25 protein-coding genes are annotated in these 23,090 nt (G+C 61.4%); 14 read left to right on the top strand and 11 right to left on the bottom strand.

Annotated elements, in window-relative coordinates:
- Positions 1–132: 132 nt before the first annotated feature.
- The 3 genes from ACQZ5N_RS14845 to ACQZ5N_RS14835 are packed head-to-tail and all read left to right on the top strand — an operon-like array spanning position 133 to position 2,640.
- Entirely contained in the window at positions 133–483 is a 351-nt protein-coding gene (locus tag ACQZ5N_RS14845; RefSeq protein WP_003520958.1) for a DUF488 domain-containing protein, read from the top strand.
- 55 nt (positions 484–538) lie between these two features.
- Positions 539–2,053 carry a UbiD family decarboxylase gene (locus ACQZ5N_RS14840; RefSeq protein ID WP_448733320.1) on the top strand — a complete coding sequence of 505 codons (1,515 nt, stop codon included), beginning with the start codon at positions 539–541 and terminating at the stop codon, positions 2,051–2,053.
- Complete coding sequence (locus tag ACQZ5N_RS14835; RefSeq protein ID WP_448733319.1) at positions 2,050–2,640, top strand: UbiX family flavin prenyltransferase; 591 nt, start codon at positions 2,050–2,052, stop codon at positions 2,638–2,640. Before ACQZ5N_RS14840 ends, ACQZ5N_RS14835 begins: the two co-directional genes overlap by 4 nt.
- A 4-nt stretch (positions 2,641–2,644) precedes the next feature.
- Here the strand turns inward: ACQZ5N_RS14835 and ACQZ5N_RS14830 are convergent, their stop codons facing one another.
- The gene (locus tag ACQZ5N_RS14830) at positions 2,645–3,322 is read right to left on the bottom strand and encodes an NnrU family protein (RefSeq protein WP_448733318.1); all 678 of its coding nucleotides are present in this window, start codon (positions 3,320–3,322) and stop codon (positions 2,645–2,647) included.
- Between the two features lie 12 nt (positions 3,323–3,334).
- Positions 3,335–3,490, bottom strand: a complete 156-nt coding sequence (locus ACQZ5N_RS14825; protein WP_003504656.1) for a hypothetical protein — start codon at positions 3,488–3,490, stop codon at positions 3,335–3,337.
- A 137-nt stretch (positions 3,491–3,627) separates the two neighbouring features.
- Here ACQZ5N_RS14825 and ACQZ5N_RS14820 point away from each other — a divergent pair, with 137 nt between their 5' ends.
- The 8 genes from ACQZ5N_RS14820 (at position 3,628) to ACQZ5N_RS14785 (ending at position 10,353) form a co-directional block, all read left to right on the top strand.
- Positions 3,628–4,161, top strand: a complete 534-nt coding sequence (locus ACQZ5N_RS14820; RefSeq protein WP_338808718.1) for a cytochrome c oxidase subunit 3 — start codon at positions 3,628–3,630, stop codon at positions 4,159–4,161.
- A 4-nt stretch (positions 4,162–4,165) separates the two neighbouring features.
- Entirely contained in the window at positions 4,166–4,456 is a 291-nt protein-coding gene (locus tag ACQZ5N_RS14815; RefSeq protein WP_448733317.1) for a hypothetical protein, read from the top strand.
- A 166-nt stretch (positions 4,457–4,622) separates the two neighbouring features.
- The gene (locus ACQZ5N_RS14810; RefSeq protein ID WP_035263673.1) at positions 4,623–5,075 is read left to right on the top strand and encodes a c-type cytochrome; all 453 of its coding nucleotides are present in this window, start codon (positions 4,623–4,625) and stop codon (positions 5,073–5,075) included.
- A 24-nt stretch (positions 5,076–5,099) separates the two neighbouring features.
- Positions 5,100–6,446, top strand: a complete 1,347-nt coding sequence (locus tag ACQZ5N_RS14805; RefSeq protein ID WP_020811069.1) for a nitric-oxide reductase large subunit — start codon at positions 5,100–5,102, stop codon at positions 6,444–6,446.
- Between the two features lie 64 nt (positions 6,447–6,510).
- Complete coding sequence (locus tag ACQZ5N_RS14800) at positions 6,511–7,323, top strand: CbbQ/NirQ/NorQ/GpvN family protein (RefSeq protein ID WP_174058660.1); 813 nt, start codon at positions 6,511–6,513, stop codon at positions 7,321–7,323.
- Positions 7,324–7,393: 70 nt separating this feature from the next.
- Positions 7,394–9,292 carry a VWA domain-containing protein gene (locus ACQZ5N_RS14795; RefSeq protein ID WP_448733316.1) on the top strand — a complete coding sequence of 633 codons (1,899 nt, stop codon included), beginning with the start codon at positions 7,394–7,396 and terminating at the stop codon, positions 9,290–9,292.
- A 143-nt stretch (positions 9,293–9,435) separates the two neighbouring features.
- Positions 9,436–9,741, top strand: a complete 306-nt coding sequence (locus ACQZ5N_RS14790; protein WP_448733315.1) for a DUF2249 domain-containing protein — start codon at positions 9,436–9,438, stop codon at positions 9,739–9,741.
- Positions 9,742–9,819: 78 nt separating this feature from the next.
- Positions 9,820–10,353: a DUF2249 domain-containing protein gene (locus tag ACQZ5N_RS14785; RefSeq protein WP_448733314.1), complete on the top strand. Its 534-nt coding sequence runs from the start codon at positions 9,820–9,822 to the stop codon at positions 10,351–10,353.
- Positions 10,354–10,437: 84 nt separating this feature from the next.
- Here the strand turns inward: ACQZ5N_RS14785 and ACQZ5N_RS14780 are convergent, their stop codons facing one another.
- Positions 10,438–11,670: an NnrS family protein gene (locus ACQZ5N_RS14780; protein ID WP_448733313.1), complete on the bottom strand. Its 1,233-nt coding sequence runs from the start codon at positions 11,668–11,670 to the stop codon at positions 10,438–10,440.
- Between the two features lie 236 nt (positions 11,671–11,906).
- On the opposite strand from ACQZ5N_RS14780, the gene nirK reads away from it, so the two are divergent.
- The 3 genes from nirK (at position 11,907) to ACQZ5N_RS14765 (ending at position 14,927) form a co-directional block, all read left to right on the top strand.
- Positions 11,907–13,049, top strand: a complete 1,143-nt coding sequence (nirK, locus tag ACQZ5N_RS14775; protein WP_448733312.1) for a copper-containing nitrite reductase — start codon at positions 11,907–11,909, stop codon at positions 13,047–13,049.
- A 109-nt stretch (positions 13,050–13,158) separates the two neighbouring features.
- Entirely contained in the window at positions 13,159–14,076 is a 918-nt protein-coding gene (locus ACQZ5N_RS14770; RefSeq protein WP_448733311.1) for an SUMF1/EgtB/PvdO family nonheme iron enzyme, read from the top strand.
- Positions 14,077–14,225: 149 nt separating this feature from the next.
- Positions 14,226–14,927: a Crp/Fnr family transcriptional regulator gene (locus tag ACQZ5N_RS14765; RefSeq protein WP_448733310.1), complete on the top strand. Its 702-nt coding sequence runs from the start codon at positions 14,226–14,228 to the stop codon at positions 14,925–14,927.
- Positions 14,928–14,985: 58 nt separating this feature from the next.
- Here ACQZ5N_RS14765 and ACQZ5N_RS14760 read toward each other — a convergent pair whose 3' ends face one another.
- The 8 genes from ACQZ5N_RS14760 to ACQZ5N_RS14725 form a co-directional block, all read right to left on the bottom strand.
- On the bottom strand, positions 14,986–15,381 hold the full coding sequence (locus ACQZ5N_RS14760) for a c-type cytochrome (protein ID WP_026363635.1): 396 nt from the start codon (positions 15,379–15,381) through the stop codon (positions 14,986–14,988).
- Positions 15,382–15,451: 70 nt separating this feature from the next.
- A complete protein-coding gene (locus tag ACQZ5N_RS14755) occupies positions 15,452–16,012 on the bottom strand; it encodes a gluconate 2-dehydrogenase subunit 3 family protein (RefSeq protein ID WP_448733309.1) in 561 nt (186 codons plus the stop codon).
- Complete coding sequence (locus tag ACQZ5N_RS14750; RefSeq protein ID WP_448733308.1) at positions 16,012–17,697, bottom strand: GMC oxidoreductase; 1,686 nt, start codon at positions 17,695–17,697, stop codon at positions 16,012–16,014. Before ACQZ5N_RS14750 ends, ACQZ5N_RS14755 begins: the two co-directional genes overlap by 1 nt.
- A 149-nt stretch (positions 17,698–17,846) precedes the next feature.
- Positions 17,847–18,701 carry a sugar phosphate isomerase/epimerase family protein gene (locus tag ACQZ5N_RS14745; RefSeq protein WP_448733307.1) on the bottom strand — a complete coding sequence of 285 codons (855 nt, stop codon included), beginning with the start codon at positions 18,699–18,701 and terminating at the stop codon, positions 17,847–17,849.
- 129 nt (positions 18,702–18,830) lie between these two features.
- Positions 18,831–20,000: a Gfo/Idh/MocA family protein gene (locus tag ACQZ5N_RS14740; RefSeq protein WP_448733306.1), complete on the bottom strand. Its 1,170-nt coding sequence runs from the start codon at positions 19,998–20,000 to the stop codon at positions 18,831–18,833.
- Between the two features lie 11 nt (positions 20,001–20,011).
- Positions 20,012–21,061 carry a sugar phosphate isomerase/epimerase family protein gene (locus ACQZ5N_RS14735; RefSeq protein WP_448733305.1) on the bottom strand — a complete coding sequence of 350 codons (1,050 nt, stop codon included), beginning with the start codon at positions 21,059–21,061 and terminating at the stop codon, positions 20,012–20,014.
- A gap of 33 nt (positions 21,062–21,094) precedes the next feature.
- Positions 21,095–22,117 carry a LacI family DNA-binding transcriptional regulator gene (locus ACQZ5N_RS14730; RefSeq protein WP_448733304.1) on the bottom strand — a complete coding sequence of 341 codons (1,023 nt, stop codon included), beginning with the start codon at positions 22,115–22,117 and terminating at the stop codon, positions 21,095–21,097.
- A 3-nt stretch (positions 22,118–22,120) separates the two neighbouring features.
- Positions 22,121–23,089 carry an ABC transporter permease gene (locus ACQZ5N_RS14725; protein ID WP_137087700.1) on the bottom strand — a complete coding sequence of 323 codons (969 nt, stop codon included), beginning with the start codon at positions 23,087–23,089 and terminating at the stop codon, positions 22,121–22,123.
- Position 23,090 lies beyond the last annotated feature (1 nt).

Genomic DNA, 23,090 nt, shown 5'->3' with positions numbered 1-23,090 from the left:
CAGTTGCGGGCGGCAACCTAACCGCAGCGCACGGGTGGCGGTTTGAGCGAACGCAAAGACAGGGAAATTTTCGGGTGCGCCCTCACAAAAGCCGCTATAAATCATTCACTTGCCAAGCGAAGGAGGCCGCCCGTGTCCGATTTAAGGGTCAAACGGATTTACGAACCCGCCAGCGACGATGACGGCGCGCGCATTCTGGTGGACAGGCTGTGGCCGCGCGGCATGAGCAAGGAAAACGCAAAGCTTTCCCTATGGATGAAGGAAATCGCTCCCAGCAACGAATTGCGCAAGAACTTCTCCCATATGCCGTCTCGCTTTGAGGAATTCACCCGGCATTATCATGAAGAGCTTTCCGCCAATCCCGATGCCGTGGCGCACATGAAGGAGCTGATGGCAAAGGGCCGGGTCACGCTGCTTTATGCCGCCCACGATACCGAACACAACCACGCCCTGGTTCTCGCCGACTATCTTCGTTCTCACTGAGCCGCATTTGCGGCAGCGCAAGGACATGCCGCACTGGCGCCTGCAAACAGGCGGCATGAGAGACGAAGCAACAGAAACGAGACCCATCCGCATCGCCGATCTGCGCAGTTTCATCCGGCTGCTGGAAGAACGTGGGCAGCTGCGGCGAATTCGCCAGCCGGTTTCGCTGGTGCACGAGATCACCGAAATCCACCGCCGCGTGCTCGCAGATGGCGGACCCGCGCTGCTGTTCGAGCGACCTGTCGACCATGAGGGCAAGGTGCGGGACATGCCGCTGCTTGCCAATCTGTTCGGCACGCGGCAGCGCATCGAATGGGGGTTGGGGCTGGAGACCGGCGGCCTGCCTGCACTTGGACAAAAGCTCGCCGAACTGCGCGAGCCGCAGCCGCCGAAATCCATAGCCGAGGCATGGGGTAAGCTGCCTTTGCTGAAAGCCGCACTTTCCATGCGGCCACGCAACGTCTCGCGCACGCCGGTGCAGGAAAAGGTACTGACGGGTGATGCGGTCGATCTTGCCTGCCTGCCGGTGCAATGGTGCTGGCCGGGCGAGCCGGCCCCGCTCATCACCTGGCCGCTGGTCATCACCCGTTCGCCTGACGATCCCGACGATATCAATGTCGGCATCTACCGCATGCAGCTATTGGGGCCGGACAGGGTGATCATGCGCTGGCTGGCGCATCGCGGCGGCGCGCATCACCACCGGTTGTGGCGGGCGCGCGGGCTGGATATGCCTGTTACCGTCGCCATTGGGGCCGATCCTGCCACCATTCTCGCCGCCGTGATGCCGCTTCCCGACCATATCAGCGAGCTTGGCTTCTCCGGCCTGCTGCGCGGCTCGAAAAGCCGCATCGCAAAGGCATTGACGGTGCCGATGCCGGTGCCCGCCAATGCCGAAATCGTGCTGGAAGGCACCGTATCTGCAACGGAAACGGCACCCGAAGGCCCCTATGGCGACCATACCGGCTATTATAATTCGGTCGAATCCTTCCCGGTCATGACGCTGTCGGCAATCACAATGCGCCGCGATCCGATCTATCTTTCCACCTATACCGGCCGGCCACCGGATGAACCCTCGGTTCTCGGCGAAGCCATGCTCGAGATTTTTCTGCCGCTCGTGAAAAAGCAGTTTGCGGAAATCGTCGATCTGTGGATGCCGCCGGAGGCCTGTTCCTACCGCGTCATGGTCGCCTCCATCGACAAGCGTTACCCGGGACAGGCAAAGCGAGTGATGATGGGCCTCTGGTCGATGTTGCCGCAGCTCAGCTATGTGAAGCTCATCATTCTGGTCGATCCCGACATTGATGTGCGCAACTGGGCGGATGTCATCTGGGCGCTCTCCACCCGTTTCGATGCTTCGCGCGATACGACGATCATCGACGATACGCCAATCGACTATCTCGACTTCGCCTCTCCTAAAGCCGGTCTCGGCGGCAAGATGGGACTGGACGCCACCCGCAAGCTACCGCCGGAGACGGAGCGCGAATGGGGCCGCGTGCTATCCATGACGCCTGACGTGATCGCGAAAGTGGATCTGATGTGGCGCGATCTCGGCCTTGGAGAACGGCCATGACTGCGTGCCGCGTCGTGGTCGGCGTCACCGGCGCTTCGGGCGCCGGCATCGCCCTGCGTATTATCGAGCGCCTTGCCGGGATGAAAAGCGTCGAAATCCATCTCGTCCTTTCGCAATCCGCCAGACGCACCGTGTTGCATGAGGAAGGGGCGCAAGTCATGGGACGGATGCTCTCGCTCGCCGGCGTCAATCATGCCGTCGACGATATCGGCGCGGCGATTGCCAGCGGCTCTTTCCCGACGGCCGGCATGATCGTCGCCCCCTGCTCCATGCGCACACTTGCCGCCATTGCAACCGGGCTTTCGGACAATCTCCTTACCCGCGCCGCCGATGTGCATCTAAAGGAACGCCGGAAACTTGTGCTGATGACGCGCGAGACGCCGCTGCATCTCATCCATCTGCGCAACATGTGCACGGTGACGGAGGCTGGCGCCATCGTCATGCCGCCGGTGCCGGCCTTTTACAACAGGCCGCAAAGCGTCGACGATATTGTCGACCAGCTTGCCGCCCGCGCCATCGATCAGCTCGGCATCGCCTCCGCGCCACAGGCGCCGATATGGCAGCCGCATATGGTGAAGGCGCCCTAAGCGATCAGAGATAGGCCATGGGGTCCGCGCCAAAAAGCATGGCATGGCCGCCGGCCAGCAGCCACCACACCGTCAAGCCCGTCAGCGCTGCGGCAAGCAGCATCGGCCCATCGACGGCGATGCGGGTTTTGCCTGTGAGAGCCGACGCGAAGGGAATCGTAGCGCTTCCGGCAGCCGCCACGTTCCACGCATTACCCAGTCTTTTCCGCGCACGTTTTTCGGTCATGGCCATTCCGCCCATCGAGAACAGTGCAAAGCCGCCGAACAGGATGACGGAGCGCAGATCGCCATTCGGAACGACATGCCCCAACGACCAGAACAGAAAGCCGACGAGTACCGGGTGCCGCGTGATGCGCACGATTGCCCCGGGCTCCTGCCCCTGCCGGACGGAAATGGAGAGCGGATTGACGCTGAAGAGGCCTGCCAGCACGAAAAACAGGCCAATTGGGGCAGCGAGAAACGTGACATGCGCCTGCCAGGGCGCGACGTCCCAGAGCGGAATATAATCGACCGACAGCGCGGCATAAAATACCCAGCCCAGCGTCAGAAGCGAGACGACGGAATAAGTCCCGAAATAGGCGGGCCTGCCGATGGCCGCGATCAGCCGGCCGCGCACGGCAGGTACGGCGGGAATGGAATGCAGCGCCACGAAAAGCGAAAAAGCGGCGACAAGTTCAAGCATGCGACTGTCTTCTCACTGGTTCAGGAACAGCACCGAAGCAATGGCCACGGAGGCAAGCACGGCGGAAACCGCGCCCATGCGCTGCAGCACTCCCATACGGTACAACAGCACCGCAAAGCCAATGATAACGGGGGTTGCGACAATCAGCCCGACCTGTGCGTCGTTCATTGGAAGCTCCATTTTCCAGAGTTGCGCTTTGTCATGACAATAGGACTTTGCGCGCTCGCTTCTTTGACCGACCGCAAAGAAGCGGGGTTTGAGGACGCCTAAGCGTGGCTTGCTGTTTTACAATTACGGACAAGACCATGGCGATAAATACGGAAGAGGAAAGCGGAAACCTGCTCCTGTGGATTCTGGTCTGGAGCGAACTTGCCGCTTTCGGCGCGCTGACCGGCGCATTCATCATCGCCTTCGCCCTCAATCCCGAGGCCTTCACTGCCGCGCGTCAGCATCTGCAACCGCAACTTGCCGGTCTCAATACGCTGATTTTGCTGGCGAGCGGCTGGCAGGCGGCCGTTGCGGCCAGCCGCCACACCGCGCTGCCGGGCAAAAGGCGGGCACTTGTGCTTGCCGGCCTGCTGGGTTTCGCTTTCGTCGGCGTAAAACTCTATGAATACTCCACCGAAATCGCCTTCGCCTCCGATCCAGCCTATGGCGCTTTCTTCGAGCTCTATTTCCTGCTCACCGGCTTCCACCTGCTACATGTCGTCTTCGTGGCCGTGCTGCTGTTTCTCGTCGCAGTCTTCCCGAAAAACGAGAACGTCACGCTGGTGACGACGCTGTGGCATGTGATCGATCTCGTCTGGATCGTCATTTTCCCCGTTATTTATCTGGTTTGACATCATGATCCACCGCACCTCCCGCCAGCTTGCAAGAAGTTTTGCAGCACTCGCCATTCTCGTTCTCGCCGGTACGGCCGTCGTGACATCTTGGAAAGCGGCGCTTCTGCCGCCGGTCGCTGCCGCCTGCCTGATGCTGCTTTTCGCGCTCCTGAAATCCAGACGCGTCATCGACGATTTTCTCGGCTTTCGCGAAGAGCGTGGCCTGCTGCGCAGCGCACTTCTGGCATGGCCGGCTATCTTTGCCGCCGCATCCCTTTTGCGGGCGTTCCTGCAGGGCATTTTGTCGCTCTGAAAAAGCGGACCACACCACCTCTCCACTTGTTTGCCAAATGGCAAAGAACGCCGGCGGCCAACGACTAGAAGGGGGTGAGACCCGAAGCCTGCTGGCAAATCCCGGCAAGAGGGTTCGATCAAGCCAGTCCGCATAAGCGGTCTTCCGGATGGAAAGGACCATTGGCATGGCAGAACGCCTGACCAAAACAGGAGCGCGAAACGTCTTTTACGGCGGCTCCATCTTCTTCTTCGCCATATTCGTCGGGCTGACGGCCCATAGCCATTATTACATGCGCACCACCTCGACGGATGAAAGCACGCTGACCGAAAGCGTCGCGCGCGGCAAGCATGTGTGGGAGAAAAATTCCTGCATCAACTGTCACACGCTGCTCGGCGAAGGCGCGTATTTCGCGCCCGAACTCGGCAATGTCTGGAAGCGCTATGGCGGCGTGGAAGACAAGGAAACGGCGCGCGATTCCATCAAGGCCTGGATGGCCGCCCAGCCCACCGGCATCGCAGGCCGCCGCCAGATGCCGCAGTTCAATCTCACCGAACAGGAACTCGATGATCTCGTCGATTTCCTCGAATGGACGAGCCGGATCAAGACGCAGAACTGGCCGCCGAACGATGCGGGTTGAGGTTGACGGCAAGGAGATGACGAGATGAAATACCAGACGCAAAAAGTCGCCATGCTGTATTTTTACGGCGCAATCGGGCTGTTCGTGGCGCAGATCTTGTTCGGCGTCGTCGCCGCGACGATCTACGTGCTGCCCAATACGCTTTCCGAGCTTCTGCCCTTCAACATCGTGCGCATGATCCACACCAACGCCCTTGTGGTATGGCTGCTGATGGGCTTCATGGGCTCGACCTTCTATCTTCTGCCGGAAGAAACGGAAACGGAGCTTTACAGCCCCAAACTCGCCATCGCGCAGTTCTGGATCTTCCTGGTGGCCGCCGCCGTCGCCGTGGTCGGATATATGTTCCGCATCCACGAGGGCCGCGAATTCCTCGAACAGCCCTTCGCCATCAAGGTCGGTATCGTCCTCGTTGTGCTGATGTTCCTGTTCAACATCACCATGACGGCGTTGAAGGGCCGCAAGACCACGGTTATCAACATCCTGCTCTTCGGTCTCTGGGGTCTGGCGATCTTCTTCCTCTTCGCCTTCTATAACCCCATGAACCTCGCGCTCGACAAGATGTACTGGTGGTACGTCATCCATCTGTGGGTGGAAGGTGTGTGGGAACTGATCATGGCCTCGATCCTCGCCTTCCTGATGATCAAGCTCAACGGCATCGACCGCGAGGTGGTGGAAAAATGGCTCTATGTCATCGTCGGCCTTGCCCTGTTCTCAGGCATCCTCGGCACCGGCCACCACTATTACTGGATCGGCGCGCCGGGTTACTGGCAGTGGATCGGCTCGCTCTTCTCGACGCTGGAGGTGGCCCCCTTCTTCACCATGGTCATCTTCACCTTCGTCATGACCTGGAAGGCCGGCCGCAAGCATGAGAACCGCGCGGCATTGCTCTGGTCGATCGGCTGCTCGGTCATGGCCTTCTTCGGCGCCGGCGTCTGGGGTTTCCTGCACACGCTGTCTTCGGTGAACTATTACAGCCACGGCACGCAGCTCACTGCCGCCCACGGCCACCTCGCCTTCTTCGGCGCCTATGTGATGCTGAACCTCGCCATGATGGCCTATGCCGTGCCGGAAATGAAGAAACGCGCGCCCTACAACCAGTGGCTTTCGATGACGAGCTTCTGGGTCATGTGCACGGCCATGTCGGTGATGACCTTCGCGCTGACCTTCGCCGGCGTGGTGCAGATCCAGCTTCAGCGCGTCATGGGCGAAAGCTTCATGGATGTGCAGGACCAGCTGGCGATCTTCTACTGGATCCGCCTCGGCTCCGGTTTCGCAGTTCTCATTTCGGCAATCATGTTCATCTGGGCAGTCCTGGTGCCGGGCAAGCAGAAACAGGGTGACGTCGCCCGCCTCGTGCAGCCCGCCGAATGAGAAACGGACCGGCTCTCCTTTTCCCCCGGAGAGCCGGCCCTTACCATCAACCATGGAGATGACCATGAATACGATTTTCCGCCCCGCGCCGCAGCCTTTGCCGGACGCACCTTTTTACACCCCGCTCGGCAATGAATGCACGCTGTTCGAAAGCGCCTGGGTGCGGCAATTGCCGCTTCTGCTGAAAGGCCCGACAGGTTGCGGCAAGACCCGTTTCGTCAGCCATATGGCGGCGAAACTCGGCCTGCCGCTTTCCACCGTTTCATGCCACGACGACCTCGCCGCCGCCGACCTGACCGGCCGTTACCTGCTGAAAGGCGGCGAAACCGTGTGGATGGACGGCCCGCTGACGCGATCCGTGCGCCAGGGCGGCATATGTTACCTCGATGAGATTGTGGAAGCGCGCAAGGATGTGGCCGTCGTGCTGCATCCGCTCACCGACGACCGCCGTATCCTGCCGCTGGAGCGCACCGGCGAGGTTCTGGAAGCGCCCTCCGGCTTCATGCTCGTCGTGTCCTATAACCCCGGCTACCAGAACCTTTTAAAGAGCCTGAAACCCAGCACCCGCCAGCGCTTCGTCGCCATCGAATTCGACTTTCTGCCCAAGGAGCAGGAAATCGCCGTCGTTTCGCATGAAAGCGGGCTGGATGCGCGCGATGTGGAGCCGCTCGTCGATCTTGCCCACCGCCTGCGCGGCCTGAAGGGCCACGATCTGGAAGAAGGCGTTTCCACCCGCCTGCTCGTTTATTGCGCCAGCCTCATCGATACCGGCCTTCCCGCTCGCCAGGCCGTGCGCGCGGCGATGATCGAACCGCTGACCGACGAGCCGGATGTGAAGGCCGCGCTGCATGAAGTGGCGGATGCGATCATCCGATAGGCGTTTTTATATCCATACCGGGTTGTGCGGTTGCCCCGCGCATTCCGGTCCGATGCCATGAGGATAAACCATGCTGGACTTTCTGGAACTGGAAGAAACCGTCGGCCGCGCCTGGCACAGGCTGATCGGCGAAACCGGCACATGGCTGCGCTTCCCGGATCATGCCGTGAAGCTGGAGGATATGCAGGCTGTACTGGCCATCTGTTTCCGCGGTTTTGGCGGTGAACATGCGGTGCAGATCGCCCCGGCCCGCGCCCGCACCTCCACGCACCGGCTGAGGCTGCGCCAGCGCATGGGCCTTGGCGAAGAGAAGCTCGCCCAGCCCGGACGCGATCACGCCACGCTGATGCTGCCGCCGGTGCTCGATCTATTTCCCGACCGCCGCCTCAACCGCGATCTCTATCTCTGGCTCGCCGCCGCCATGGCGATGATGCCGCTTGAACCAGTGGCGGCGGCCGACCCGTTGGGCAACGATCTTGCCCGGCTCGACCGCGCCGCAGAACTGGCAAAAGCCGTCATCCATGCCTTCCCCGGAATGAAGACCCGTTATCGCCGGCTTTGCGCCGCCATGCTCGCGGTGCGCCAGAAACGGCCGCTGCCCCAGACGGAACAGCAGGTGGAACAACGGGTGCTTTCCATGCTGGCGGAAGCGGCAGGGATCGAAGGCTATCTGCCGCCCGTCGGTCTTCCGGAAAAAGCGCCGCCGCGCTACCTGCCGATGCTGCCGGTGCCGCTGTGGCCAGACACGCTGCTGCGCGAAACATCCGAGGCCAGGCAAAGCGAAGACCAGCCCGCCGCGAGCGCCGCGCCGCAGGGGGCGGAGGCCGCCCGTCATATCGCCGTACGCGAAAAGACGGAGAACCGGCAGACCGAACGCAGCCCCTTCATCCTCAACCGTTTCGAAAAAATCCTCGCCATGGCCGAGATGGTCAATGTCGACCGGCCGGGTGACGACAGCGACGATACCGACGGCAGCGCGGCGGACGAGCTTGACGATATGACGCTGGGTGAAAGAAAGGGGCGGCCTTCCGCCCGCTTCCGCTTCGATCTCGACCTGCCGCCTGAAGCACTGAACCATACCCCGCTGACAGCGGAGCTGACCTATCCCGAATGGGATTATCGCAGCGGTACCTATCTCGCCGATCATTGCCGGGTCATCGCCGGTCCGGCGAAAGACGCCGAGACGGCACCGGAACCCGCCCCGGACACCAGAAGCCTCATCCGCCGGGTCAGGCGGCAATTCGAGGTGCTGCGGCCGCGCCACGAGATGCTGCGCGCCCAGCTTGACGGCAATGATCTCGATCTTGACGCCGTGGTTCGCGCCAGAAGCGATATTGCCGCCGGTGGACAGGGCAGCGACCGCATTCATATGGCAAGCCGCCCGCAGGCGCATGATCTTGCCGTAACGATCCTCGTCGATGTGTCGCTATCGACCGATGCCTGGTTCGACAATCGCCGGGTTCTCGATGTGGAAAAGGAAGCGCTGCTGGTGCTTGCCCTCGGGCTTTCCGCCTGCGGCGACAGTCACTCCATCCTGACCTTCACCTCCCGCCGCCGTTCCTGGGTGCGGGTGGAGACGGTGAAGGATTTCGATGAGCCGATGGGCCACACTATCGAGCGTCGCATCGCGGCGCTGAAGCCCGGTTTCTACACCCGCATCGGCCCCGCCATCCGCCACGCCAGCGCCAAGCTGCACGAGAGGCCGGAACGCCGCAAGCTACTTCTGCTGCTGACGGACGGCAAGCCGAACGATGTCGATCACTACGAAGGCCGCTTCGCCATCGAGGACAGCCGCCGCGCGGTTTCCGAAGCCAGGCGTTCGGGCGTCAGCGTTTTCGGCGTGACCGTCGACAGCAAGGCACAATCCTATATTCCGGCCATGTTCGGCCAGAACGGTTATGCCATCGTCAGCAGGATCGCCAAGCTGCCATCGGCGCTGCCTGCGATCTATCGCAACCTTGCCGGCTGATTGTCTCGTAGACGGACCTGACAAATCTCAGGTTTGTTTGCGCGGCGACAATGTCTCCAGACCGCCCGGCGGATAGGTTTTTCCAGTCCGCCGGCCGGCCGCACCGCCGGACATAGTTTCATCCGCGGCCGTGGAGCCAGCTTATGTCCGAAGCCCAGACCGCAACCAATATCGATGTGCGCATCATTCCGCACCGCGAACGCCATCCGCGTATTTTCGGTGCGCTCAGCGCATTGAATGAGGGGCAATCGCTGCAGATCACCAGCGATCACGATCCCCGTCCGCTGCTTTACCAGCTCGCCACCAATTTCCCCGGTGAATTCGGCTGGGAATATCTCGAACAGGGTCCGGAAGTCTGGCGTCTCGATATCGGCCGGCTTGAAGAACAGGCCGAAGGTTCCGAGGACGATATGTCCGGCTGCGAATGCTGCTGCGGTTCCGAGCATTGACCTCAGCGCCAGCGGCATGGTGAAAAGACCTCTGGCGGATGGCCCTTGCCGCCGCCAGCCGACAGATGAGGTGATGCAATGACGGAAACGATCAGGGAACTCGATGTCCGGCCGCTTTTGCTGAGCGGCGGCGAACCCTTTCCGGCCATCATGGAAGCCGTGGCCGGGCTTGCGCCCGGTGAGGCGCTGCGCCTATACGCCACCTTCCGGCCCGTCCCGCTGTTCAAGGTGATGGCCGAGCGTGGTTTCGACCATCAGGTCCGGGAAATCGGCGGCGGCGACTGGGAAGTGCTGTTTACGCCGCAATCCACTGAAGCGGAGCAGATTTCCGTTTCACCGGCGCTTGCGGGCAATGCCGAGGAGCCGCAGATATGGCCCGATCCGGTCATCTATCTCAATCTCAGCGACGAGACGACCGAAGGCCAGGCGACCCGTACGCTTACAGCACTCGACCGTCTTCCGCCGGGCGCCGTGATCTTCGTGCTGATGCCGCAGGAGCCGACTTTCCTTTACCCGGACCTTCTGGCCCGGGGCCATCAATGGGCCGGCAATTTCGACGAGGCGCGCACGGCTTTTCGCATCTTCATCCGCGCCGGTGCCGGCGCGCATTAAGCCGGATACAAAATCCCTCGATAACGAAACGCCCCGGAAATTGCTTCCGGGGCGTTTCGTTTTGGCGGTTTAGCAACGACTCGACTACGCTTTCAGCGGTTTGCGCTCACGCGTCAGGATCGGCCCATATTCAACGCAGAAGAGACCGAAACCCACGATCCAGAAGAGCGCCGAGCAAGCGTAGAGATGCATCATCGCGCCGGGGAAGAACTCGGCTGCCGGTCTCAGCAGCGCGCAGGCGATCAGCGCCACGTACGCGGCGATGGTGACCCTGCTGGCCGCGAGCTTGCGCCCGGTATGGCCAAGGCTCGCTCTAGTCATGACAGCAAGCATCATGCAGCCGATAACGCCGACGGTGAAGACATGCAGGACGGAACGCGTGTCCATCACGTCAAGCGCCGCCAGCGCTATGGTGATGAAACCGGCGGGAATGAAGGCATAGGCCATATGCAGCACCACCAGCACCTGCTCCGGCCAGGTCGTCCAGCCGCGCCAGCGGATAAGACGCACGGCGTGCATGAATGCCGCCAGAAGCGCCGTTGGCACGGCCACAATGCTCTCGGGCTCTATTGTCCAGACGGCCAGTGCCGCGATACCGGTCAGGATAGCGGCTGTATCGAAGCCGTTGTAGGGGACGGGAAAATCCGTGCGGCCGAAACGGTTCAGCCAGTTGCGGGTAAAACTCGGCACGATGCGGCCGCCGACGATGATGACGAGCACGGTATAGGCCGAGACGGCAAGGCGGGTCGCGATCTGGCTGAGGTCGCCTTCGATCGCCGCCACATGGAACACGATGTTGGCGATGGAAAGCGCCAGTAGCCCGCCCAGCACTTTCAGGTCTTTCCATTTGCGCCCGGCAATGACCTCGCGCGCGCAGATCGCCAGAAGTGCCGGCAGGAAAAGCCCGTCCACGGCTGCGGCGGTGACCACGCCCACCGTGTCCGGCACAAGCAGAAAAAGCCGGCCGGCACACCAGAGCGCAAACAGCCACACCAAAGGTTTGCCCGACACCGGCAACCGCCCCGTCCAGTTCGGCACGGCCGTTAGAAGAAAGCCCGCCAGCACCGCCGAAGCGAAACCGAACAGCATCTCATGGGCATGCCAGTTCGGCGCGCCATAATCCCCGCCAAGGTCGATGAAGCCGGAAAGGGCTGCGATCCACAACACCATCGCCACGATGGCCCAGAGGGCGCCGCCGAGGAAAAACGGCCGGAAGCCGTAAGAAAAGATAACCGGGCCGGTGCGCGCCAGCCCTCGTGGAATGCCGCCCTTCGGCCGGCTGCGCCCTTCGGTGAGAACGGTTTGGCTGCCACTCATTATAATGCTCCTTGCTTGGTCTTGACATATGTCTAGACCCAAGCCCGTCCGGCTTCTTTGCGAACAGGCAAAGAGGCGGCGCGACGCTTCCTCACCGGCCTTCAGCCACCTGCCAAAATGTCGCAGGGCGCCGAAAGCGAAGTTTGCTCCATCTCAAATTGTATTTCTGCCCCTCCGCTACAAATGCTGTGACAGAGCGAAACATGCTCTGCCCCAAGAGGGATAGGAGAAAAATGATGACGGAAACCTTCCACATCACACGGCGTAATATTCTCGCAGGCGCAGCATTTGCAGGGGCTATAGCTCCCGTCATCATGCCATCGGCAGCGAGCGCGGCAGAGGAAAAGAAGGCCGCAGCCAAGCCATTGACGAGCGCGGAGATTGCAGCGCTGCCTCGCGTAAAGGTTGATCTCGTCAAGCCGCCCTTCGTGCACGCCCACACGCAGAAAGCCGAAGGCGGACCGAAGATCGTCGAGTTCACGCTGACGATCAAAGAGCAGAAGATGATCCTCGACGACAAGGGCACCGAGGTCCACGCCATGACCTTCAACGGGTCGGTTCCCGGCCCCTTGATGGTGGTGCATCAGGACGACTATGTCGAACTGACCCTCATCAACCCCGATAGCAACGAGCTGCAGCACAATATCGATTTCCACTCGGCCACCGGCGCGCTCGGCGGCGGCGGGCTCACCATCGTCAACCCCGGTGAAAAGGCGATCCTGCGGTTCAAGGCCACCAAGGCCGGCGTCTTCGTCTATCACTGCGCACCTCCCGGCATGGTGCCGTGGCACGTTACCTCGGGCATGAACGGCGCGATCATGGTGCTGCCGCGCGAGGGCCTGACGGACGGCCACGGCAAGGAGCTTGTTTATGACAAGGTCTATTATGTCGGCGAGCAGGACTTCTACATTCCCCGCGACGAGAACGGCATTTTCAAGAAATATGAAAGCGCTGGCGACGCCATGGCCGACACGCTGGAAGTGATGCGCAAGCTGACGCCGAGCCACATCGTCTTCAACGGCGCAGTCGGCGCGCTGACGGGGGAACACGCCCTTCAGGCCGCCGTTGGCGAGAAGGTGCTGATCGTCCATTCGCAGGCGAACCGTGATACCCGCCCGCACCTCATCGGCGGCCACGGCGATTATGTCTGGGCGACAGGCAAGTTCCGCAACCCGCCGGATCTCGACCAGGAAACCTGGTTCATTCCCGGCGGCACGGCGGGCGCGGCCTTCTATACCTTCGAACAGCCCGGCATCTATGCCTATGTCAACCACAACCTCATCGAAGCTTTCGAGCTGGGTGCAGCCGCTCACTTCAAGGTGACCGGTGAGTGGAACAACAGCCTGATGCAGGCGGTGCTCGCCCCCTCGAGCATCTGACACAAACGGGAGCGCGCCGCCGCCAGCGGTCGCGGCGCGCTCCCCCTTCTGCTATGCGGCCTGAAAGCAGGCCCGAACTTTGGCGTCTTCTTGACGCAGGCAGGTTTCCATGGGCATTCCCGGCCACAACCATTTCCCAAATGCCGTCTCGCTTCTTTTGCCGCTTTCGCTTGCCACGCTGCTGGCAACGGCCATCGGTTTCCAGTCCGGGATCATCCGCAGCGGCGCCGATCCACGCGCCGCCATAATCGCTCCGCAGGTCGTTACAGTGCCCGCGGGACATTTCACCTATCGGGCGGAGGGAGAATATTTCCGCAATGGTTATGCCGTCGATGGCCCGATGGTTGACGTGACGATGCGGCAAAATCTGACGATCATGAAATATCAGGTATCGAGCGCGGATTATGCACGCTGCGTGGCGGAAGGCGGCTGCCAGCAGCCGGAACCCGGCTTTGCAGCGCCGGTCGGCGGCGAGATACCGGCAACCGGCATCAGCCAGGATGACGCCCGCGCCTATGCGGCGTGGCTGAGCGACCGGACAGGCGCTGTCTGGCGCCTGCCGAGCGATGCCGAACTTGCTTTTGCCGCCGGGTCGCTTTTCCCGGATGAGACGCTCGGTGTGGCTGCGGATAGTAAAAACCCCGCTTTGCGCTGGCTGGCGGATTACGAGCGGCAGACCAGCCGCAAGGCCTCGGGCAATCCCGTTCCGCAATCCTATGGCAGCTTCGGCGAAAACGAATATGGCCTTGCCGATTTCGGCGGCAATGTCTGGGAATGGACCTCCAGCTGCAGCCACCGCGTGACACTCGGCACGGATGGCGAGGTAGTCGATACCGCCGCCTCCTGCGGCATTCCCGTCGCTTCGGGAAAACACCGGGCGGCGATGAGCGCCTTCGTCAAAAACCCGAAAAGCGGCGGCTGCGCCGTTGGCGTGCCGCCGGACAATCTCGGCTTCCGGCTGGTGAGGGATACGCGCTGGTATGCGCCGCTTCTCGAAAAGCTTGGCACAGCCGCTCTGTTTTCTTGATAATCGTCAATAAAAACAATTGGTTGATTCATATCATTTGATCTTCTTCGGCCCGTGATAGTGCTGTATTGTGAGGATACAGAAGAGGCCGACACCCGGGTGCCCATTGCGGGAACCAAGGCGGCGGCCAATCACCGGAGAGGGTGCAAGTGAAGATTGACCGAAGCGTCATCCGGTCGCTGGCCTTGTTTGCCAAGATGGCCGACGATGAGCTGGACGGACTGCTGACCCACGCCACATCCCGGCTGGTGCCGCCGGGCGAAGCCATTTTCGAGCAGGGGCAGCCGGCCACGCATTTCTTCCTGCTCATCCACGGCCGCCTGAAGGTGACGCAGGTGACCCATGATGGCCAGCAGATCATCGTGCGGGTGGTGCATCCCGGCGATCTCTTCGGTTTTGCCCGGGCGCTGCAACGGTCGGATTATCCCGGCACCGCCACGACAGCTGCCGAAAGCGTCATCCTGTCCTGGCAGACGGACCTCTGGCCGCAATTCGTCGAACAGAACCCGCATCTCGCCGTTTCCGCCATGCAGACCATCGGCCAGCGTCTCGAGGAAGCCCATACACGCATCCGCGAAATGTCGACGCAGGAAGTGGAGCGCCGGGTGGCCCATGCCGTGCTGCGCCTTTCGCAGCAGGCGGGACGTAAAGAGGTGGACGGCATCCGCATCGACTTTCCGATCTCGCGACAGGATATAGCCGAAATGACCGGCACGACACTGCACACCGTTTCCCGCATCCTCAGCAGTTGGGAGAGCAAGGGGCTGGTGCAGGGCGGGCGGCAGAAGCTTCTGGTCTGCAATCTGCCAGGCCTTGCCCAGCTGGCGGAAGGCGAAGTGAGCCAGGTGTAGCGCGCAGGCGCCTGACCTTCGCCAGGAGCTTTACTTCCACCGGGCAGCCGTGCTGCTCTCACTCAGCCGGCTTCGAAGCGGCGCTTTCGATATAGGCGATGAGATTGTCCAGATCTTCCGGCTTGCTGATGCCGGCCAGCGCCATCTTGTTGCCGGGTATTTTCTTTTTGGGCGCGCTCAGGAAATCCCGCAATTCTTCCGGTGTCCAGACGAGACCGTCCTCGCCCGCTTTTTTCATCGCAGCCGAATAAGTATAGTCAGGCACGCCGCCTGCCGCCCGGCCGATGATGCCGTTAAGCTGCGGGCCGACCCTGTTTTTCGCGCCCTCGCCTATGGCGTGACAGGCGGAACAGCGCTTGAACACCGCCTCCCCCTTGGCAACATCGCCCTCAGAAAGAGCGGGAACGGTGCTTGCGGTCAGCATAGCCGCCGCGATGATGAGTGTCTTGCGCATCATGTCATCCTTGTCTTGCCGCATGAATGCGGCCCGCCCGCAAATGCGGACGGACCGGACCGTTCTCTCGTCAGGTCGTGCCCCAAGCGGGCGTGCCCTTCTTGTATGGAACGCGGTCTTCGAAACCGCCGGGAATCTCGTCGTAAACGAGAACTTCCGTGGCGCCGATCTTCGAGGTGAAGAAGCCGAGCAGCGTCAACTGCTTGACCAGCGTGAAGGCGTGCGGCTTTGCCGGCGTCTGTTCCGCCTTGGCCTGCTTGTCCAGCGCGGCAAGCAGAGCCTGCCGCTGTTCCGGCGTCAGCTCCAGAAAGGCCTTTTTGTGTTCAGCCTGACTGCGCTTCTCGATGTCGGAAATCGCCGAAAGGAAAAGTGTCCGCTGTTCGTCGGTATAACAATCGGCCGCATAGACGGCCATGAATGCACCCACTTCGGCATCCTTCGCCCCCGGCGTGGAGGTGCGGGGAATGATGGTTTCCGCCACCTCATCCAGAAAGCGGATTTCCTCCGGGGTGAAGACGTGGGCAGCGCCGGCGGGCTTGGCGGCGTTTTCAGCAGCCGTGAGGACATCCGCGCCAATCAGCGGAAGGCCGGTGGCAATGGCTATGAGTTTCAGCAGTTCGCGTCTGTTCATCACAGGTTCCCCTTCTTGCGTTCGGAAACGGCAAAATCGGCGGCACGCGCCGTCAGCGCCATATAGGTCAAGGACGGGTTGACGCAGGAGGCCGAGGTCATGCAGGCGCCGTCAGTCACGAAGACGTTCTGCGCATCCCAGACCTGGTTGTTGCCGTTGAGGACGGATGTTTTCGGGTCGCGCCCCATGCGGGCCGTTCCCATTTCGTGGATGCCCATGCCGGGGGCGTAACTGCCCCGCGAGGGCTTGACGTTCTTGATGCCGACCGCCTCGAACATTTCGACGGCGTCATTGACCATGTCTTCGCGCATGTCGAGTTCGTTCTGCTTCATCTCGACATTCATGGAGAGGACTGGAAGGCCCCATTTGTCCTTTTTGTCATGATCGAGCTTCACGCGGTTGTCGTGATAGGGCAGCATTTCGCCGAAGGCGGTCATGCCGATGGTCCAGCCGCCCGGCTCGGTCAGGGCCTCCTTGTAATCGGCGCCGATATTGAGTTCGGCGATCTCCCGCTCCCAGCGCGAACGGCTGGCAGAACCCTGATATCCGAAACCGCGCAGATATTTGCGCTTGTCGTCGCCGGTATTGCGGAAACGCGGAATGTAGAAGCCCGCCGGGCGGCGGCCCTTGAAATAGAAGTCCTCGAAGCCTTCCACCTGGCCGGTCGCGCCCATGCGGAAATGGTGGTCCATCACGTTGTGGCCGAGCTCGCCGGAGCTGCTGCCGAGGCCGCCTTCCCAGACATCGGTGGCCGAGTTCATCAGCACCCATGTCGAGTTCAGCGTCGAGGCGTTGAGGAAGATGATGTCGGCGGTATATTCATAGGTCAGGTTGGTTTCTGCATCGATGATCTCGACGCCCCGCGCCTTCTTTTTGTCCTTGTCGTACAAGATTTCCTTGACGATGGAGAAAGGCCTGAGCGTCAGATTGCCGGTGGCGACCGCCGCAGGCAGGGTCGAGGCCTGCGTGCTGAAATAGCCGCCGAAGGGACAGCCCAGCCGACACTTGTTGCGGAACTGACAGCGCGTCCGGTCCTGATCGGGAAGTTCCTGGGTAATGTTGGCGCAACGCGAATTGATGAGGTGGCGCGTACCATTGAACGCCTTCTTCAACCGGCTGGCCACATCCTGCTCCACGAAATTGAGCGGAATAGGCGGCAGGAATTCACCATCGGGGAGAATATCCAGCCCCTCGCGGCTGCCGGAAATGCCGGCAAAGCGTTCGACATAGTCATACCAGGGGGAGACGTCTTCATAGCGGATCGGCCAGTCGACCGCGATACCGTCTTTCGCATTGGCCTCGAAATCGGTCTGCGACCAGCGATAGGTCTGGCGGCCCCAAAGCAACGAGCGACCGCCGACATGGTAACCACGGAACCAGTCGAAGCGCTTTTCCTCGACATAGGGCGTTTCCTGCTCATCGGCCCACATGCCGAGCGTCGCCTCTTCCAGCAGGTAATCGCGGCTGAGAACGGGGTATTTCGCCTTCATCTCCTGCGTGGCACGGTTGCGATGGGGATAATCCCAGGCTTCCTTGTCGGCATTCTGATAGTCGGTGACGTGCTCGATGTTGCGGCCGCGCTCCAGCATCAGGACCTTCAGGCCCTTTTGCGTGAGTTCCTTTGCGGCCCAGCCTCCACTGATGCCCGAGCCGACAACAATCGCATCATAATGATTGTTTGCCATGATAACTCCTCCGATGTGAGCTTGGAAAAAACGACAGGACAAAGCGCTTCCCGTCGCGGCGCGGCGGAAAATGGATATGCGTCTGTCGAACCTCATGCTCCCCGCCGAAACCGGCCGCCGGGGAGCGGTTCTGGTTTTACTGGCAGTGTTTACTGAATGGTCGGAAGGCGTTCATTGAGGAACGCGTTGCCCTTGGTCACGACCGCTTCGGCATCGAGCGGAAGGTCGTGCTCAAGGATGAACCATTTTGCGCCGGCATGTTTGGCCGCCGGCAGGATCGTTTTCCAGTCGAGAACGCCGGTGCCGAGCGTCGCAAAGCCGCGCTCATTTTCCGCCGTGCCCGCAGGCGCGTTGTCCTTGGCGTGGATGGCAAAAACCTTGCCCTTCAAGGTGCCGAGGAATTCGGCCGGATCATTGCCGCTGCGCGCCACCCAGGCGACATCGACTTCGGCCTGCAGTTTCGGGCCTGCCGCGTCGAGCAGCAGTTCCAGCGCCGTCTTGCCGTCGAATTTGACCATCTCGAAGTCGTGGTTGTGATAGGCCATGGAGAGGCCCGCCGCCGAAAGCTTGTCCGCGTAACCGCCAAGCTCCTTGCCGAAGGCGGTCCAGCCGGCGGCGTCCTTCGGGCGGTCTTCCGGCTTCAGGAAAGGCACGGTCACGACGGGGTTGCCGACGGCCTTCTGCTCGATGATGACCGCATCGAGATTGCCGCGCAGCTTGTCGATCGGCACATGCGAGGAAATGACCTTGATCTTGTGCTTTTCCAGCAATGTGTTCAGTTCGCCGGCGCTGACCTTCTGCATATCCACCGTTTCCACGGCGGAGACGCCGGCGCGGTTGAGGATGGCAAGCTGTTCTTCCAGCGTTCCGGAATTGCGCAGGGTGTACATCTGCGCGGCAATCGGCAGCACCTTGCTGTCATCGGCAAAAACCGGATTTGCGAAACCGGCCGCCAGTCCAACGACGAATGCCATGCCAGCGAATTTTGACTTGAACGTTTTCAAACGCGTAACTCCCTTTCCGTTTGATCAATGTGACGACACGCATGCCCTCGCCTTTCCCGGCCGTCTGGCCGGGTCATGCCGGGCACCGCCTCCTGTGCCCTGCGTCGTCCGTCCCCGATATTGGGTGAGCTAGATGTCGATCCCGACCCAGGACGAGGTCCGACTGGACCGGACGGCCGCATCAATGAATGCGAGACCCGCAAGGCCGTCCTCTATGCCGGGATAAACCACATCCCCGGCGGCCGTTTTTCCCTCCCTTTTTGCGATGATTGCATCTGCGGCTTCGCGGTAGATCGTCGCAAAACCCTCGAGATATCCCTCCGGGTGCCCCGATGGCACGCGGCTGACACGGTTGGCGGCATCGCCTGCACCCGCACCATTGCGGGTGATCAGCCGCTTCGGCTCGCCGTAAGGCGTGAACCACAGCTCATCCGGCACGCGGTGGTGCCATTCCAGCCCGCCCTTGTCGCCATAGACCCGGAGCGACAGGGCGTTTTCATTGCCAATGGCGATCTGGCTCGCCCAGAGCATGCCTTTCGCGCCGCTTGCATAACGCAGCAGAATATTGGCGCTGTCATCCAGCTGCCGGCCCGGAACGAACGAAGTCAGATCGGCATAGAGGCTTGTTGGGATTTCGCCCGTCACAAAGGCGGCGGCGTTGAAAGCGTGCGTGCCGATATCGCCGATTGCGCCACCAGCGCCGGAACGGCTGGGGTCGGTGCGCCATTCAGCACCCTTCGCGCCGGTCTTTTCAACGGCTTCGGTCAGCCAGTCCTGCGCATATTCGGCCTGAACATGGCGCAACTTGCCGATGTCGCCACTCGCCACCATTTCCCGCATCTGCCGTAGCATGGCGTAGCCGGTGTAATTATGCGTCAGGACGAACAGGCTGTCGGATGCCCTGACAATCTCGGCCAGCGCCTTCGCTTCCTCCAGCGTCGCGGTAACCGGCTTGTCGCAGATGACGTGGATGCCGGCGTCAAGAAAGGCCTTGGAGGGGGCGAAATGCAGGTGGTTGGGGGTGACGATGGCGACTGCCTCGATACCGTCCTCGCGTCCAGCCTCGGCCGCCGCCATGTCCTCGAAAGAGGCATAGGAGCGCTCCGGTGCAATCCCGAGCAGGGTTGCCGAAGCGGCTGCACGTGCGGAATCGGAGGAAAGCGCGCCGGCCACCAGTTCGTAACGGTCATCCAGCCGGGCCGCGATGCGATGCACCGCCCCGATGAAGGCGCCCTGACCGCCACCCACCATGCCGAGACGAATACGGCGGCTGTCGAATTTTGCTGTCGTAGAGGACATGAAGTTTCCTTTCAGAGACCGAGAAGGCGACGGTTGGCGGCATCATCGACACCGCTTTTGGCGAAATCGTCGAAAGCCCGTTCGGTCACGCGGATGATATGGTTTTCAATGAAGCCGGCGCCTTCGCGCGCTCCGTCTTCCGGATGCTTCAGCGCGCATTCCCACTCCAGCACCGCCCAGCCATCGAAGTCATATTGGGTAAGCTTGGAAAACACCGCGCCGAAATCGACATGCCCGTCGCCGAGCGAGCGGAAACGTCCCGGCCGGTCGACCCAGCCTTGATAGCCGCCATAAACGCCGGAACGGCCGGTCGGATTGAACTCGGCATCCTTGACGTGAAAGGCGCGGATACGCTCGTGGTAGATGTCGATGAAATCGAGATAATCCATCGCCTGAAGGACGAAGTGGGAGGGATCGTAGAGGATGTTGGCGCGCGGGTGATTGCCGGTAGCCTCGAGGAAACGCTCGAAGGTGATGCCGTCATGCAGATCTTCGCCCGGATGCAGTTCGTAGCAGAGATCGACGCCATTCTCCTCGAATGTATCGAGAATAGGTGTCCAGCGCTTGCCCAGCTCCGCAAAGGCCATTTCGACAAGACCCGCCGGGCGCTGCGGCCACGGGTAAACGAAGGGCCAGGCGAGTGCGCCGGAGAAGGTGGCGTGGCTTTTGAGGCCAAGATGCTGCGAGGCTTTCGCCGCATATTTAAGCTGGTTGACCGCCCATTCCTGCCGCGCGTGAGGTTTGCCGCGCAGTTCAGCGGGTGCAAAACCGTCGAACATTTCGTCATAGGTCGGGTGAACGGCGACGAGCTGGCCCTGAATATGGGTCGAAAGCTCGGTGATCTCTATACCCATTTCCGCCAGACGACCCTTGATATCGTCGCAATAGGTCTTGGATGCAGCGGCCTTTTCCAGATCGAAGAGTTTGGGATCGGTCGGCACCTGAATGCCCTTGTAACCGAGCGAAGCCGCCCATTGGCCGAGATTGTCGAGCGTGTCGAAAGGGGCCTCGTCTCCGGCGAATTGCGCGAGGAAAATCGCCGGGCCTTTGATCGTCTTCATGTCCTTACACTCCTTGCATTCACAGTCTGGCCGCTATCGATGCGGCGGGCGGCAGGGCGCGACCGAGCCGCGCACCACCAGTTCCGTATCCAGCACGATGGTTTCAGCCGTGCGTTTGCCGTTCAGCCGGTCCACCATCAGCGCCATGGCCCTGCGGCCCATTTCCTGCCGGGGCTGACGTACCGTGGTCAGCGGTGGTTCGAAAGCATTGGCAAAAATGATGTCGTCAAAGCCGATGACGGAGACATCGGCCGGAACCGAAACGCCACGCGCACGCAACTCGCTGATCGCACCAATCGCCATCTGGTCGCTTGAGGCGAAGATCGCGGTGAAGGCAATGCCGCCTTCGAGAAGGCCGCCAATTGCCTGACGGCCGGCCTCGATGCTGTAATCGCCCGTCACCACCAGTTCGTCGGCATAGGCGATGCCGGCTTCGGCAAGTGCCGCGCGATAACCATCGAAACGCTCCTGCGCCAGGCTTTCCGGGACCGGACCGGCCAGATGCACAATCCTTTGATGTCCCGCCTCGATGAGGTGGCGCATGGCGTTTTTGGAGGCGGCGCGGTTGTCCACCTTGACGGTCGGCAGAGCGAGGCCGGGCACCGTTTCCGACGCGATCACAATCGGCGGCAACGCGTCGCCCTGATCGAGAAGCTCGGCGGGAAACTGGCCGGTCATCAGGATCAGGCCGTCGGCATGTTTCTGGCGCACCATGTCAATATGGGTCGCCACGCGGTTCTCGTCGTTGCGGGCATCGCCCATCAGCACCTTGAAGCCCGCTTCGCCCGCCGCTTCCTCAACGCCCTTGTAGATTTCGAGATAAAACGGGTTGCCGATATCGCGAACGAGAAGGATGACGGTGTTATTGGACTGACGCCGGAAGCTTGCCGCCTGCGCATTGGGAACGAAGTTCGCCTGCCGCACGGCATCGAAAACCTTCTTGCGGGTTTCCGGGCGAACCTTGTCGGGTTGCTGCAGCGCCCGCGATACGGTCGCAATCGAAACGCCCGCGAGAGCTGCCACTTCCCTGATATTCGAACCTTGGTCTTTGCTCATCTGTCACACACGCAACTGCTTTTGGCGGCCATAAAGCAGCATCAGCGCTAGCAACGTGACACCGAATATGATCTGCCGTGCCCATACATCGAGGTTGAGCGTTATCAGTACGCTTTGCAGAATGGTGAGCGCAACTGCCCCGGCCATGGTTCCGACATATCCGCCCGCGCCGCCGGCAAGCGAGGTGCCGCCGATGACGACCGCGATGATCGACGGAAGCACATATTGGTCGCCGACGGAGATGAAGGAGGTGCCGGTATAACCGATGACGCACACCCCGGTCAGCCCGGCAAACAGGCCGGAAAGCCCGTAAAGCAGCGTGCGGATCAGGGAGACCGGCAATCCGGTGAGCGTCGCCGCCCGCTCGTTCGAGCCGATGGCGTAGATGGCGAAACCGAAGGCGGTGCGGCGCAGCACGAAGAGCATGATCGCGGCGATGCCAAGCCAGACGAAGAGTACGCCGGGAATGCCGAAGATGAGCGGACGGTTGATGAAACCTGCCAGCAGGGGTGCTGCCGCGCCTGACGGAACGCCCTGCGAATAGACGACCAGCCCGCCCTGAATAACCGCCGTCATGCCAAGCGTCATGACCAGCGGCGGAATGCGCACGAAGGTAATGCCGAGGCCATTGATCAGGCCGATCAGGAAGGGAATGCCGCCGGCAACCAGAATGGCGAGCGGAATGCCGGCATTCTGGCCGTTCATCATATTGCCGGCAAGGACCGCGCCGAGCGAGATCATCGCGCCGACGGAAAGATCGATGCCTTCGCGCCCGCCAAGGATGACGAGGTTCTGGCCCGCCGCGACGATGCCGAGAATGGCGGCAATCGTCAGCAGCCGCACGATCTGCGAGCCCTGTGCGAAGCCGGGGGAGAGCAATTCGCCGACCAGAAGCAGAAAGACCGATGCACCAATGGCGATGGTCAGGGGATCGGTGACGATGGATTTGATTTGCAAGCCGGGATTGGTCATA

This window comes from Agrobacterium sp. 22-221-1 (assembly GCF_053522445.1).
Note: the sequence above shows the minus strand (reverse complement) of the source record. Positions and strands in the feature narration are given on the sequence as shown.

Coding starts and splice junctions, on each gene's coding strand:
- ACQZ5N_RS14840 (WP_448733320.1), top strand. CDS start 539: ATGAGAGACGAAGCAACAGAAACGAGACCCATCCGCATCGCCGATCTG.
- ACQZ5N_RS14835 (WP_448733319.1), top strand. CDS start 2,050: ATGACTGCGTGCCGCGTCGTGGTCGGCGTCACCGGCGCTTCGGGCGCC.
- ACQZ5N_RS14830 (WP_448733318.1), bottom strand. CDS start 3,322: ATGCTTGAACTTGTCGCCGCTTTTTCGCTTTTCGTGGCGCTGCATTCC.
- ACQZ5N_RS14825 (WP_003504656.1), bottom strand. CDS start 3,490: ATGAACGACGCACAGGTCGGGCTGATTGTCGCAACCCCCGTTATCATT.
- ACQZ5N_RS14820 (WP_338808718.1), top strand. CDS start 3,628: ATGGCGATAAATACGGAAGAGGAAAGCGGAAACCTGCTCCTGTGGATT.
- ACQZ5N_RS14815 (WP_448733317.1), top strand. CDS start 4,166: ATGATCCACCGCACCTCCCGCCAGCTTGCAAGAAGTTTTGCAGCACTC.
- ACQZ5N_RS14810 (WP_035263673.1), top strand. CDS start 4,623: ATGGCAGAACGCCTGACCAAAACAGGAGCGCGAAACGTCTTTTACGGC.
- ACQZ5N_RS14805 (WP_020811069.1), top strand. CDS start 5,100: ATGAAATACCAGACGCAAAAAGTCGCCATGCTGTATTTTTACGGCGCA.
- ACQZ5N_RS14800 (WP_174058660.1), top strand. CDS start 6,511: ATGAATACGATTTTCCGCCCCGCGCCGCAGCCTTTGCCGGACGCACCT.
- ACQZ5N_RS14795 (WP_448733316.1), top strand. CDS start 7,394: ATGCTGGACTTTCTGGAACTGGAAGAAACCGTCGGCCGCGCCTGGCAC.
- ACQZ5N_RS14790 (WP_448733315.1), top strand. CDS start 9,436: ATGTCCGAAGCCCAGACCGCAACCAATATCGATGTGCGCATCATTCCG.
- ACQZ5N_RS14785 (WP_448733314.1), top strand. CDS start 9,820: ATGACGGAAACGATCAGGGAACTCGATGTCCGGCCGCTTTTGCTGAGC.
- ACQZ5N_RS14780 (WP_448733313.1), bottom strand. CDS start 11,670: ATGAGTGGCAGCCAAACCGTTCTCACCGAAGGGCGCAGCCGGCCGAAG.
- nirK (WP_448733312.1), top strand. CDS start 11,907: ATGACGGAAACCTTCCACATCACACGGCGTAATATTCTCGCAGGCGCA.
- ACQZ5N_RS14770 (WP_448733311.1), top strand. CDS start 13,159: ATGGGCATTCCCGGCCACAACCATTTCCCAAATGCCGTCTCGCTTCTT.
- ACQZ5N_RS14760 (WP_026363635.1), bottom strand. CDS start 15,381: ATGCGCAAGACACTCATCATCGCGGCGGCTATGCTGACCGCAAGCACC.
- ACQZ5N_RS14755 (WP_448733309.1), bottom strand. CDS start 16,012: ATGAACAGACGCGAACTGCTGAAACTCATAGCCATTGCCACCGGCCTT.
- ACQZ5N_RS14750 (WP_448733308.1), bottom strand. CDS start 17,697: ATGGCAAACAATCATTATGATGCGATTGTTGTCGGCTCGGGCATCAGT.
- ACQZ5N_RS14740 (WP_448733306.1), bottom strand. CDS start 20,000: ATGTCCTCTACGACAGCAAAATTCGACAGCCGCCGTATTCGTCTCGGC.
- ACQZ5N_RS14735 (WP_448733305.1), bottom strand. CDS start 21,061: ATGAAGACGATCAAAGGCCCGGCGATTTTCCTCGCGCAATTCGCCGGA.
- ACQZ5N_RS14730 (WP_448733304.1), bottom strand. CDS start 22,117: ATGAGCAAAGACCAAGGTTCGAATATCAGGGAAGTGGCAGCTCTCGCG.
- ACQZ5N_RS14725 (WP_137087700.1), bottom strand. CDS start 23,089: ATGACCAATCCCGGCTTGCAAATCAAATCCATCGTCACCGATCCCCTG.